The 12,396-nt window shown below is 68.9% G+C and carries 10 protein-coding genes; 6 read left to right on the top strand and 4 right to left on the bottom strand.

Annotated elements, in window-relative coordinates; translation table 11 throughout:
• Nucleotides 1–74 precede the first annotated feature (74 nt).
• The 3 genes from CcI49_RS35365 to CcI49_RS35355 are packed head-to-tail and all read right to left on the bottom strand — an operon-like array spanning nt 75 to nt 2,818.
• The gene (locus tag CcI49_RS35365) at nt 75–1,265 is read right to left on the bottom strand and encodes a cytochrome P450 (protein ID WP_054568300.1); all 1,191 of its coding nucleotides are present in this window, start codon (nt 1,263–1,265) and stop codon (nt 75–77) included.
• Between the two features lie 42 nt (nt 1,266–1,307).
• Nucleotides 1,308–2,078, bottom strand: coding sequence for an SDR family oxidoreductase (locus tag CcI49_RS35360; protein WP_054568301.1), 771 nt, complete (start codon nt 2,076–2,078; stop codon nt 1,308–1,310).
• The gene (locus CcI49_RS35355; RefSeq protein ID WP_076833866.1) at nt 2,075–2,818 is read right to left on the bottom strand and encodes an SDR family NAD(P)-dependent oxidoreductase; all 744 of its coding nucleotides are present in this window, start codon (nt 2,816–2,818) and stop codon (nt 2,075–2,077) included. The genes CcI49_RS35360 and CcI49_RS35355 overlap by 4 nt, the downstream gene beginning before the upstream one ends.
• A 488-nt stretch (nt 2,819–3,306) precedes the next feature.
• Between CcI49_RS35355 and CcI49_RS35350 the strand changes: the two genes are divergently transcribed.
• The 3 genes from CcI49_RS35350 to CcI49_RS35340 all read left to right on the top strand — a co-directional run bounded on the left by CcI49_RS35350 (nt 3,307) and on the right by CcI49_RS35340 (nt 7,573).
• Nucleotides 3,307–4,284: a formylglycine-generating enzyme family protein gene (locus CcI49_RS35350; protein WP_083749905.1), complete on the top strand. Its 978-nt coding sequence runs from the start codon at nt 3,307–3,309 to the stop codon at nt 4,282–4,284.
• 211 nt (nt 4,285–4,495) lie between these two features.
• Nucleotides 4,496–6,856: an arylsulfatase gene (locus CcI49_RS35345; protein ID WP_076833863.1), complete on the top strand. Its 2,361-nt coding sequence runs from the start codon at nt 4,496–4,498 to the stop codon at nt 6,854–6,856.
• A gap of 63 nt (nt 6,857–6,919) precedes the next feature.
• Entirely contained in the window at nt 6,920–7,573 is a 654-nt protein-coding gene (locus tag CcI49_RS35340; RefSeq protein ID WP_076833861.1) for a class I SAM-dependent methyltransferase, read from the top strand.
• 10 nt (nt 7,574–7,583) lie between these two features.
• Here the strand turns inward: CcI49_RS35340 and CcI49_RS35335 are convergent, their stop codons facing one another.
• Entirely contained in the window at nt 7,584–8,969 is a 1,386-nt protein-coding gene (locus CcI49_RS35335) for a sensor domain-containing diguanylate cyclase (RefSeq protein ID WP_241840432.1), read from the bottom strand.
• 752 nt (nt 8,970–9,721) lie between these two features.
• On the opposite strand from CcI49_RS35335, the gene CcI49_RS35330 reads away from it, so the two are divergent.
• The 3 genes from CcI49_RS35330 (at nt 9,722) to CcI49_RS35320 (ending at nt 12,359) form a co-directional block, all read left to right on the top strand.
• Nucleotides 9,722–11,128 carry an aromatic ring-hydroxylating dioxygenase subunit alpha gene (locus CcI49_RS35330; RefSeq protein ID WP_076833858.1) on the top strand — a complete coding sequence of 469 codons (1,407 nt, stop codon included), beginning with the start codon at nt 9,722–9,724 and terminating at the stop codon, nt 11,126–11,128.
• Nucleotides 11,129–11,217: 89 nt separating this feature from the next.
• On the top strand, nt 11,218–11,694 hold the full coding sequence (locus CcI49_RS35325) for a hypothetical protein (RefSeq protein ID WP_076833856.1): 477 nt from the start codon (nt 11,218–11,220) through the stop codon (nt 11,692–11,694).
• A 47-nt stretch (nt 11,695–11,741) separates the two neighbouring features.
• Nucleotides 11,742–12,359: a carboxymuconolactone decarboxylase family protein gene (locus CcI49_RS35320; protein WP_076833854.1), complete on the top strand. Its 618-nt coding sequence runs from the start codon at nt 11,742–11,744 to the stop codon at nt 12,357–12,359.
• Nucleotides 12,360–12,396 lie beyond the last annotated feature (37 nt).

Here is a 12,396-nt window from a genome sequence, read left to right as displayed (position 1 = left end):
CGCAGCTGCGCGGCGCACAGGATCAGGGGGCCTCGGCTCCGGTCCTCCACGCGGCGTATTCGGACCGTGCGGCGTCAGCCGATGGCGGCGGGCATGCTGTCCCAGCCGCGCACGGTGGTGGTGGGCTTGCGGGTCGCGTTCGCCAGATCGACGTCCCATTCGGGGAAACGGTTGAGCACCTCGTCGAGGGCGATGCGGCCCTCCATACGGGCCAGCGCGGCGCCGAGGCAGAAATGGGTGCCGTGGCCGAAGGTCAGGTGCTGGCTGATCCGGCGGTGGATGTCGAAGCGGTCCGGGTCGGTGAACTGCCGCTCGTCCCGGTTGGCGGACGACAGCATGAGCAGCAGGGCGCTGCCCGCCGGCACCGTCTGCCCGTGGTATTCGACGTCCTCGGTGATGTATCGGGCGACGTGCGGCCCGGGCGGCTCGAAGCGGAGCAGCTCCTCGATGGCGTTCGGGATGAGTGAACGGTCGGCGGCGAGCTGCGCCCGCTGGTCGGGGTGCTCCGCGAGGAGCTTGCCGAGCCAGCCGAACAGGTTGCCGGTGGTCTCGACGCCGGCTCCGGCGATGACCGCAAGAAAGATCAGAATCTCGTCCTTGGTCAGCCGCCGGGTCGTGCCGGAGGCGTCCTCGAACTCGACGCTCAGCAGCTCGGTGATGAGGTCGTCGGACGGGTTCTTCTCCCGCCAGGCCACGTAGTCGGCGTAGAACTCACCGTCGAAGTACTTCTCCTTGGTCACCTTGAGTGGTTTTCCACGCTCGTTGCGCAGGCCGCGCTGCGCGTGGTCACGCACCGTCGGATGTTCCGCGTCGGGGATGCCGACGAGCATGCCGATGGCGCGCATCGGCAGCTCGTCACCGAGGTCGATGACGAAGTCGAAGCGGTCCGCGCCCTCGAAGGGCTCCAGGCAGGCGATGCAGAAAGCCCGGATCTTCTCCTCGATGGCTCTCATCTTCTTCGGGGTGAAGGCGCGGGACACCAGGACACGGTGCACGGTGTGCAGCGGCGGGTCCTCGTTGATGAAAACCCCGGGTGGCATGACCGGATCGGCCTTGATGACCTCGAGAATGTCGCCCTTCGCCGAGCTGAGGCGCTTCAGGTCCTTCAGCGCGGCGCTGACATCGGCGAAACGGCTCAACCCCCAGAAGTCGAGCTTCTCGTTGTGGTAGAGCGGCGACTCTTCCCGCAGGCGACGGTAGACCGGGTACGGATCCACGTCGATTTCGATGTCGTATGGATCGTAATAGAGATCGCCCTGGCTCACGGACCCTCCTCGAACCGAGATTTACAGGCGTATAGCACGGGGTCAGATGCCGGCCGGGCCCGGGCCGCCGTTGACGTAGAGGGTCTGACCCGAGCAGAAGCTGGCGGCGTCGGAGGCGAAGAACAGCACGGCGCTGCCGATCTCGTCGGGTTCCCCCAGCCGCCCGGACCCGTTCATCAGGCCGATCGCGTCCGGGTCGAGGCCGTAGCGGGCGGCGTCGTCGGTCAGCGTGGCGGCCCGGACCGCCCCGACGGCGATCGCGTTGACCCGGATGCCCCTGCCCGTCCAGGCGGCGGCCATCGACCGGGTCAGGCTGTTGACCCCGGCCTTCGCCGCACCGTACGGCGCGGCCTGCGGCATCCCGAGCAGGCTGGCACCCGAGGAGATGTTCACGATCGCGCCCCCACCCTGGCTCAACATGGGCTCCGAGGCGGCCCGGGAGAGGAACCACACGCTGCCGAGGTTGAGCGCCAGCACCTGGTGCCACTCGTCCTCCGTCCACCGACGCAGCGACTTCGTCTCGGCGCCGCCGGCGCAGTTGACGAGGATGTCGAGCCGGCCCAGCTCGGCCAGGGTGGTGTCGACGAGCTGATGGCACTGCTGCGCACTGGTCACGTCGGTCGGCAGCGCGAGCGCGCGTCGGCCCAGCGCCTCGACGTCCTTCACCGTGGATTCCAGCGGCTCCACCCGGCGCCCGGCGAGCACGACGTCCACGCCGTATTCGGCGAGCGCCAGCGCCGCACCCCGGCCGATCCCGGTCCCCCCGCCGGTGATGACGGCGACCCGCCCGTCGAGCGCGAAACGGTCCCTCACGTGAGCGCCCCTCCGTTGACCGCGATGACCTGGCCGGTGAGATAGCCGGCCTCGTCCGTGCACAGGAACGCGCAGACCGAGGCGATGTCATCACCGGTACCCAGCCGGCCGACCGGGACCATCCGCGCCAGCGTCTCGGCCCTGGGCAGGTGTTTCGACGCCTGCATGGACCGCAGCATCGGGGTGTCGGCGGTGAACGGCGGAATCGTGTTCACCGTGATCCCGCTGGCGGCGTATTCCAGCGCCAACGTCTTGGTCAGCGCGATGACGCCGCCCTTGGACGCCGCATAGTGGGCCTGGCGGGCGACCCCCGTCTGGCCCGCCGCCGAGGAGATCGTGACGATGCGACCCCAGCCGGCCGCCGTCATGTCGGTGATCGCCGCCTGTGCGCAGTGGAACGTCCCCGTCAGGTTGACCTCGAGCGCCTGCGACCAGACCTCGTACGTCAGCTCCTCGAAAGGCACGAACCCCGAGACGCCGGCACTGGTGACGAGGATTCCGACCGGCCCGAGCTCGGCTCGCACCACCTCGAACGCCTTGTCCACCGACGCCCGGTCGGCGACGTCCACCCCGACGGCGACCGCCCGACTGCCCCCTGACCGCAGTCGGGCGGCCACCTGCTCCGCGGCGTCGACATCCAGGTCGAGCACCCCTACCGCGCTGCCCTGGCGAGCCAGATGCGCGCAGATCGACAGGCCCAGCCCCGACGCACCACCGGTCACCACCGCGACCCGACTCAACCTGGCCAACCTTCGCCTCCTCGCCACTCACCCACGGTCGCAAAGCACCCCACGCAGGAGCACTCTGTACGAATGTATGGCGCAATGCTATACGTTCGTAAAATTTTGTCCAGGGGCCCGTTTTGGAGGACCCTGGGGCCACTCGCGAAACCACGTCAACCAAGATCACCAATCGAGGCGGGTGCGGCCGAGATCGCCGCCCGAAGATCATGGGATTTTGGTTGTCCCGACGACCAAAATCCTCAACTCTTGCCCGGCAGCAACGGCTGCCCGAAGCTCGGGATTCGGCGGCGGCACGAACACGGCCAAAATCCTCAGCTCTCGCCTAGCAGGAACGGCAACGCTTGTAGGCAGCCTCGACTTGCGCGGGTCGCTGCGGGCTCGTCGCACAGAGGTAGGGCACGGTGGGGGCCATGAGCGCCCCAGCCGAGCCCGAGCAAAGCGCCGGAAACGTGCGATCCCCCGAGCGCACGCGTTCCCCCAAGGGCATGGTGCGGATCCCGGGCGGGACGTTCCTCATGGGGTCGGATCGGTTCTATGCCGAGGAGCGGCCCGTTCATCCGGTGGCGGTGGACGGGTTCTGGATGGATGAGCATCCGGTGACGGTCGCGAGGTTCCGCGCGTTCGTGAAGGCGACCGGCTATGTGACGGTCGCGGAGCGGGAGATCGATCCGGCGGACTACCCGGGCGCCGACCCCGCCGGGCTGGTGCCCGGGGCGCTGGTCTTCCGGATGACGTCCGGTCCGGTGGACCTGGACGACTGGCGACGCTGGTGGTCGTACGAGCCGGGGGCCTGCTGGCATCGGCCGCTGGGTACCGGCAGCACGGTGCACGGGCGGGAGCGGCATCCGGTGACGCAGGTGGCGTTCGCGGATGCCGCAGCGTACGCGGCGTGGGTGGGCAAGGACCTGCCGACGGAGGCGGAGTGGGAGTTCGCCGCCCGGGGCGGCCTGGACGGGGCGGTCTTCGTCTGGGGCGACGAGTTCACGCCGAAGGGGCGGCGGATGGCCAACATCTGGCACGGCGCCTTTCCCTGGCAGTACGTCCCGGCGTCGGCGAAGCAGCCGATGCCCGGTACGACACCGGTGGGTTCGTTCCCGCCGAACGGCTACGGACTGTGCGACATGGCCGGCAACACCTGGGAATGGACGGCCGACCACTACCTCGATCGGCATCCGGACCCGACCCCCCGGCCCTGTTGCGCCCCGCGCAACCCGCGTGTCGACCGTCCAACCGCGACCGCGACCGCGACCGCGACCGCGACCACGGCCACGACTGCGGCCGCGACCGCACCGGCGTCGGCGTCGGCGTCGGCGCCGGCGGGACGGTTTCCGCGCCGAGTGACGAAGGGCGGCTCGCACCTGTGCGCGCCCAACTACTGCCTGCGCTACCGACCGGCCGCCCGCAGTGCCCAGAGCGAGGACACCGCGACCTGTCACCTCGGCTTTCGCTGCGTCATCCGCTGATCGACCCGACGGCCGCCCCGTTGAGAACGGAGGAACACGACATCCCGGTGCGCCGGGCCGCATCGGGCATTGCTCGTGCTCGCGCCTGCCGGGAGGCGRCCGGGCCTCGCAGGCCCGAGACTGCTGGCAGCCGCCGCTCGCCGGCGCCGTGCACGAGGGCTGGGTACCGCCACGGGGGCCGGGTACCGCCGCGCGCGTGAGGAGTTGGGCCATGCCAGACACGTTCCGCGGTGTCGTCAATCTGGACGTCCGCGACTCCGTGCCCGACTGGGGCCCGTACGAGCAGCCGAAGGCGTCCGCCGGCTCACCCAACGTCGTGTTCATCGTCCTCGACGACGTCGGCTTCGGGGCGATGAGCTGCTACGGAGGCCCGATCAGGACACCGAACATCGACCGCATCGCCGCGAACGGCCTGCGCTACGCCCAGTGGCACACCACGGCGCTGTGCTCGCCGACCCGCTCGGCGCTGCTGACCGGGCGCAACCACACCACCAACGGCATGGCCTGCATCAGCGAGGCCTCGATCGGCTTCCCCAACGGCAACGGCCGCATCCCGCCCGAGTGCGCCACCCTCGCGGAGGTCCTCGTCGACCAGGGCTACCGCACCGCGCTGGTCGGCAAATGGCACCTCACCCCGGAGGACGAGATGAACCTCGCCTCCACGAGACACAACTGGCCCACCGGCCGCGGCTTCGAGCGGTTCTACGGCTTCCTCGGTGCCGAGACCAGTCAGTGGTACCCCGACCTCATCCACGACCAGCACCCCGCCGAGCAGCCGTCCCGGCCCGAGGACGGCTACCACTTCAGCGTCGACATCACCGACAAGGCCATCCGGTACATCGACGACGTCAAGGCCATCGCCCCCGAACAGCCCGTCTTCCTCTACTACGCGCCCGGCTGCGCCCACGCCCCGCACCAGGCGCCACCCGAGTGGATCGAGCGGTACCGGGGCCGGTTCGACGCCGGCTACGAGGCGATACGCGAGGAGATCCTCGCCCGTCAGAAGGCGCTGGGACTCGTCCCGGAGAACACCGAACTGCCGCCGTTGAATCCGATCGGTACCCCGGAGACCCGCCACGGGCCCGGCGGCGAGCCGTTCCCACCGCTGGACTTCACCCGCCCCTGGGCGGAGCTGAACGAGGACGAACGCAGGCTGTTCGCCCGGATGGCCGAGGTCTACGCCGGATTCCTGTCGCACTGCGACGACCAGATCGGCCGGCTGCTCACCTACCTCGAGGAGATCGAGCAGCTGGACAACACGATCTTCGTGGTGGTGTCCGACAACGGCGCGAGCGGTGAGGGCGGCCCCAACGGCTCGGTCAACGAGAACAAGTTCTTCAACAATGTCGCCGATGACCTCGCCGAGAACCTCGACATGCTCGACAGGCTCGGCGGCGTCGAGACGTACGGCCATTACCCCAATGGCTGGGCCATGGCCTTCAACACACCGTTCAAGATGTGGAAGCGGTACTCCTTCAACGGCGGGACCTGCGACCCGTGCATCATCTCCTGGCCGGCCGGTATCAAGGCCCGCGGTGAGGTCCGCGACCAGTACCACCACGCGGTCGACATCGTCCCCACCGTCCTCGACTGCCTCGGCCTCGAGCTGCCCGGGACGGTCAAGGGCTACCCGCAGATCCCGCTGCAGGGCGTGAGCATGCGCTACAGCTTCGACGCCGCTGCCCTGCCGTCCGCCAGGAGCACGCAGTTCTACTCCATGCTCGGTACACGCGGCATCTGGCACCAGGGCTGGAAGGCGGTCACCACGCACCCCGCGCTCAGTGGCTGGGGCAGCTTCTCCCAGGACACCTGGGAGCTCTACCACGCCGAGGTCGACCGCTCCGAGATCACCGACCTCGCCGAGCAGGAACCCTGGCGGCTGGCCGAGCTGATCGGCCTGTGGTTCTACGAGGCCGGCGTCAACCATGCGTTTCCCCTCGACGACCGCTCCCCGCTGGAGGTCCTGGCCACCCCGCGCCCCGCGCTGACCCCGCCCCGCGACCGGTACGTCTACCGGCCCGGCGGCTCCGAGGTCCCCGAGTCCGTGGCGGTCAACATCCGCAACCGCTCGTACGCCATCGGCGCGCTCGTCGACCTGCCCGCCGGCCCGGAGGCGTCCGGTGTGCTGTTCGCCCACGGCGGTCGCTTCGGCGGTCACGCGCTCTACATCAAGGACGGCCGGCTGACGTACGTGTACAACTTCCTCGGCAGCGAGGAGCAGCGAATCATCGCCACCGAAGCCCTGCCGACCGGCGAGAAGATCATTCTCGGGGCCTCCTTCGACAAGGACGGGGAGGCGTCTCCCGGCGTCGCCACCGGCATTCTCAGCCTCCACCACGGCGACCGGAAGGTCGGCGAGGGGCGCATCCGGACCCAGCCCGGCAGGTTCACCCTCGCCGGCGAGGGCCTCAATGTCGGCCGGGACGGCGCCGACGCCGTCGCCTCCGACTACCGCGGGCAGGCCCCCTTCACCTTCACCGGCGGAACCCTGCACCGGGTGGCCGTCGACGTCAGCGGTGAGCCGTACGTCGACCTCGAACGCGAGGCCGAGGCAATGCTCGCCCGCGAGTAGGCGACCGCACCGGGACAACGCACCACGAGAACGCACCACGAGAACGCACCGGGATAATCAGCCATGGCTGAATCCGCCCCGGGTTATCTGGCGACCGTCGCGGCGGCGTATGACGGTGTGGCCGAGGTGTACTCGGAGCTTTTCGCCGGCGTGCTCGACCGCCAGCCGCTGGAGCGTGCGCTGCTGTCCGCGTTCGCCGACCTCGTCCGCCTCCTGCCCGGCCCGGTCGCGGACCTCGGCTGCGGGCCGGGCCACGTGACGGCCCACCTGCACGGGCTGGGGCTGGACGTGTTCGGCGTGGACCTGTCGCCGGAGATGGTCGCCCTGGCTCGGAGCACGCATCCGGGGCTGCCGTTCGAGGTGGGCACGATGACCGCGCTGAACCTGCCGGACCGCACGCTCAGCGGTGCCCTCTGCCGTTACTCGCTCATCCACACCCCGCCCGCCGACCTTCCCGACGCCCTCGCGGAGGTGCACCGCGTGCTGGCACCCGGCGGCCATCTGCTGCTCGACTTCCTGGCCACCGACGAGCCCGACGCCGAGGTGCACACCTACGACCACCGGGTGACCGGCGCCTACCGCTGGCCGCCCGGCCAGCTCACGGAGCTGGCGGCGCAGGCCGGGCTGGTCGAGGTCGCGCAGCTGGTACGAACACCGACAGACGGGGAACGGGGCCGCCAGGCACAGCTGCTGGCCCGCCGCCCGCTGGGGCCATAGGCGGCGAAGCTCAACTCCTCATGCCCTCCTCGTACAGGAGGTAGCGCCCCCGGCCCTGCCGCTTGGCGGAATACATCGCAATGTCAGCCGCGTTGAGCAGCTCCTCGGGGTCAAGGAGCCCCGGGCCGGACAGCGCGACGCCGACGCTGGCGGCGACCGTCGGCCTGTCGCCGCGCCTGGCCAGTGCGAGCGCATCGACGACATGACCGGCGATCCTCTCGACCGCACCAACCGTCGCGATCTCCTCGCAGAGCACCGCGAACTCGTCGCCGGCGAACCGCGCCACGACATCGGCGGGCCGGACGGTTCGCCGCAGCCGGCCCGCGACCTCACGGAGCAGATCGTCACCCGCGCGATGGCCCAGCGTGTCGTTCACTGCCTTGAAGCCGTCGAGATCGACGAACAGGACAGCCACCCGACCGCTTCTCCGCCGGGAGCGGAGAAGCGCCCTGCCAAGATTCCGCAGGAACGAGGTCCGGTTCGGCAGCCCGGTGAGAGCGTCGTGTAGCGAACTGCGCCGCGCGGCGTCCGCGCGGGTGCGCTCGGCCTCACGCGCACGTGCCAGCATCAGACCGAGCGAGATCTGGCCGGCGATCGCCTCGACGAAATCCCGGTAGTCCTGATCCAGCGCAAGCAGGTCGCTGACCCCGATGACGAGGAGGCCGGCGGGCGTGGCAGTGGCAGCCGGGCGGTTCCTCAATGCCACCACCAACGCGGTTGCCGGCGCGGGAGAACCGCCGGCCAACTGGACGGACTCCCACTCCGGAAGCCGCGAGACAACCCGCCCGCCCGCCAGCGACGTCGCATCCACCACCTCAGGCAGGACGCCACTGCGATCGAGCACCGCGAGCGCATGCCGGGTCGCCCGTCGCTCTCCCAGTCCTGATGCCGCGACCGCCAGCGGCGCCGACAAGGACGGAAGCCTGTCCCAGAGCACCACGATGCTGTACGGAATATCCTCCGGATATTTTTCCAGCACTGCGGGGGTACGGGTGCATACGGAGCGCTGCGTCCGCAACCGCGTCAGGGTGGCGGTGAGCTCCCGCTGACAGGCCAGGCGCCTGGAATGGATCAGTTCCCGGGTCGTCTCCTGATACGTCGACAGGACTCCGGCTATACGCGCACCATCGGAAATTTCCCTTATGGGACTGAACGAAAAGGTGAAGTACGCCTCCTCCAGGTAGCCGTGCCGCCGAATCAGGAGGCGTTTGTTCGCCGACCACGTCGCCCCGCCCCCGGACATCACCTGGGCCGACAGAGGGTACAACTCGTCCCAGACCTCCGGCCAGACCTGCCGGAGCGGCATGCCCATAGCAGCCGGATGCTTGTCGCCGAGATTAGGTATACACGGGTCGTTGTAAATGTATGCGAGCTCCGATCCCCACATGACAATCATCGGGAACCGGGACTCCAGGCAGATGCACACCGCTGTCCGCAGGCTCGGGCTCCAGTCCCGAGGCGGGCCCAGTGTCGTGGCGGACCAGTCCTTGGCCGCGAGTACGCGGCCTGCCGCTCCAGATGCCGCAAACAGTGACTCCGGGTTCATGCCACGCCCGCGCCCCAGGGCCCGGGACGAGACAGGCCGACCCRTACCCCCAGCACCGCGGGCGCTCATGGACCGCGGCGCATCCGCGCGTGTCCTGGACCGTGCCGTCGCCCACCGACCCCCATCCGCCATCGCCCGACGCCCACCGGCCGCATGACACGTCATCTGGCCGACCGTCCGACGCTCCCTTGGCGGCACGGTGAACGCCCGTTGTCCGCAGCAACACCACATGTGTCCCCCGGCACCGAGCCACACAAGCAATCAGGACGCCCGTCAGCTCCCGTCCGGTCGCCGCACAGGAACACCGCGGCGTTCGCGATGTCCTCGGGGCGGCCGGCGCGGCGGAAGCGCGAGCGCGGCGGTGATCGCGAGCCCGAGGCCTGACGCCCCGCCCGTCAGGACCGCGGTGGTCCCTTCGAAGCGCATGCGTGTCCGTCCTTGCTGATGGTGAGGGTGAGGGTGGCTTGACAGTGCCCGAGTGTGGCGCCCATCATGCCGCTAATCAAGCGATCGATTTTTTCTTCGGCCGGTGGTCCCCGCACGACCCCCGCACACGGAAACCCTTCGACCCTGTTTCGCCCTGCTCGAGGAGGTCTGGACTGATGACGATCAAGGCGGCGCAACCGACACAGCCGACGCGGCCGGCGCAGCCGACCCGGCCCGGGGAGTGGCTCGACAACCCGGCGACTGGGCTGTCGGGCCTGCACTCCGCGCCGGCCGACTTCCAGTGGAAGATTCCCACCGAGCGCTACACCTCGCCGGAAATCGCATTACAGGAACGCGAGCTGGTCTGGAAGAAGACCTGGCAGATCGTCGGCCGGGTCGACGAACTCGCGAAGGCCGGTGACTGGAAGACCTACCAGCTCTTCGACCAGTCCTTCATCGTGGTGCGAGGCCGCGACGACGTGATCCGTGGCTTTGTGAACGCCTGCCGCCACCGCGGCAACCTGCTGTGTGCGGAGCGCTCCGGCACCTCACGCCAGTTCCTCTGCCAGTACCACTTGTGGTCCTACGACCTGGAGGGCAACTGCCGGGGCATCCTGCGCGAAAACCTCGCGGGCGTCGACAGGAATAACGTCCCGTTGCTTCCCGTTCCGGTGGAGACGTTCGGCGGTTTCGTCTTCCTGAATCCCGACCCTGAGGCGAAGCCGCTCGCCGAGTACCTCGGCCCCGAGGTCGTCGAGCTGCTCCAGCCCTACACGATGGACCAGTTCATAACCGTCATGGACGTCGAGGAACCCCTCGAATGCAACTGGAAGGTCGTCATGGATGCCTTCCAGGAGGGCTACCACATCTGGGGCGTCCACCCGCAGCTCCTGAACGTGATCTTCCCGGACCCGGAGACGGGCCGTTACCGGTTCCTCGGCGACCACAGCGTCGCGACGACACCGTTCGACGTGCCCAGGGGCGAGCAGTTCGGCCCGGAGGAGCAGGTCGCCGGAATCCGCAAGCTCCCCGAGACCTTCCCCGCGATTCCGCTGATGCTTCCTCGTTTCGAGGAGCTCGTCGCCGAATACCGCGGCGCCGACGGCACCCTCGTCTTCCCGGAGGGCGTCACCGCGCGCACGCTGCTACAGCGGGCCACCCGCGACACGCTCACCGGAATGGGTCTGGACGTCAGTGGGCTGACGGACAACCAGATGACCGACAACCAGGGCTGGGTGCTGTTCCCGAACTTCTTCATGACGGTCCGCGCGGGCGAGTGCCACATCGTCATGCCCACCCCGCACCCCTCTGGTGACCCGAACCGATGCGTCTGGCGGGTCGCCAGCTACATGTACCTGCCGACGGAGCTCGCCGAGGTGGCGAAGGTGGAGCCGACAGTCGTCACGGAGCCGGGCAGCCACACCTATTTCGAAGCGCTGCAGCAGGACTACGAGCAGATGCAGCGCCAGCAGGCCGGGCTGCGCAACAGCCGCCTGGAGTTCGAGACGATAACCCGGGAGGAGATCGTCGTCGCGGCCTTCCACCATGTGCTCAACGGTTACCTGGCCGGCGCGAAGTCCTGACCGGCTGACCGGCTGACCGCGCCGCCGGGCCGCCGCGCGGTGCAGGTCCGCAGTTCCCCGCCCTCACCCTCATTCCTGGGAGCATCGCTATGGCGCTCGCGCTGCACGACCTCGACGAGGTCATCGGCGACCACACCGGTCTCGCCCGGGCCGCGCTGGAATACACCCGGCTGATGAAGAAACTGGTCGACGCGGGCAAGGAGCCCGGTTTCTCGGCCGAGCGCTGGGCGCCTGTCGCCGAGCTGGTCGCGGTTGACACCTTCGAACGGATCGGCCCGTTCAAGGAGGTCATGAACTGGGCGGAATACGTCGCGTTCCTCACCCGGTGGGTGCAGACCTCCGAATGGGAATGCTCGTTCAGGCGGGTCACCGAAACCGGCTCGCTGGTGCTGCTCGAGCTGGAGGAACGCAGCACGACCGGCGGTTTCAGCAGCACTGTGAACTCCGCGACGACCTACGAGTACGACACCGACGGCAAGGTGATCCATCTCGCCGTTTATCTGCAGATGCAGCTGCCGGGACCGGAGACACTCACGAGCTACGAGGAAATCCAGATCACGAAGTGACGCACACATACCGGCCTTCACAGCCCTCGCAGGAAGGTATCACCCATATGGCCCGCGTCGAACCGCTGCGGCCTCGCCAGTTCCCGCCGGAGATGGGCGCCGCCCTGGCCGCCATGATCCCCGCGGAACCGCGTTATCCCCTACCGAGCGCCGGCGGGAGACCCAAGGTGCTCGGCATGCTGGGAACGTTCGCGCACCATCCCGCGCTCGCCCGGGCGTTCTTCACCTTCAACGGCCAGGTGCTGCTCGCGACGACGCTCACCCCTCGGCAGCGCGAGCTCCTCGTCCTGCGCGTCGCCGCCGCGCGCGGCTGCGACTATCTGTGGGCGGAACATCTCCACCTCGCCCAGGAGGCAGGGCTCACCGCCGAGGAGACAGGAAACATCGCAGAAGACGCCGGGCGCATCGCGGCCAGTTCCGGGGACGGCTCCGCGGAGGGCTCCACCGAAACACCCTTCACCCCGTTTGAATCGGCGCTCGTGCGCGCCGTCGACGAGATCATCGCCGATGGACAGCTGACGGACGGCACCTGGGCAACACTCACCACCGAGCTCGACACCCAGCAGATGCTCGACCTCATCTTCACCGTCGGCGCCTACGAGACGGTGTCGGYCATGCTGCGAACCTTCGGGATCGGAACCGACGATCCCCTTGATCTGTCGTGAGCACCTCACGACCTGCCATGCGCCACCGCGGTGCGTT

Source organism: Frankia sp. CcI49 (assembly GCF_001983215.1).
GTDB classification, from domain to species: Bacteria; Actinomycetota; Actinomycetes; order Frankiales; family Frankiaceae; genus Parafrankia; species Parafrankia irregularis.
The sequence above is the reverse complement of the archived record's forward strand: the minus strand, read 5'-3'. Positions and strand labels throughout refer to the sequence as shown.